The organism is Brucella sp. NBRC 12950 (assembly GCF_030268145.1).
Classification (GTDB): Bacteria; Pseudomonadota; Alphaproteobacteria; order Rhizobiales; family Rhizobiaceae; genus Brucella.
The window spans coordinates 1-321 of sequence record NZ_BSQC01000070.1 but is presented as its reverse complement, the minus strand read 5'-3'; the positions used below and the strand labels follow the sequence as shown (position 1 = coordinate 321).

Genomic DNA, 321 nt, shown 5'->3' with positions numbered 1-321 from the left:
GCTTCGTACTGCATCTCAACTACAAGAACCCTTATCTGTCGCCGTTTGAAGAGTTCCAGCGGTTCAAGACGCATCCGGCGATCCGCGATACATTCGAGGGTGGCAAACGCCTTTCTTATGGCGCGCGAGCGATTACCGAAGGTGGCTTCCAGTCAGTGCCAAAACTGTCCTTCCCGGGTGGTACGCTGATCGGCTGTTCGGCTGGCTTCGTCAACGTTCCCCGCATCAAGGGCAGTCATAACGCAGTTCTGTCGGGCATCCTTGCTGCCGACAAGATTGCGGAAGCTTTGGCCGCTGGTCGTGCCAATGATGAGCCGATTG

At 56.4% G+C, this 321-nt stretch carries 1 protein-coding gene; it reads left to right on the top strand.

The window, feature by feature from the left end; genetic code table 11:
- Positions 1–321: NAD(P)/FAD-dependent oxidoreductase (locus QSJ70_RS27495; RefSeq protein WP_502871735.1), on the top strand; the 321-nt coding region annotated here is incomplete at both ends.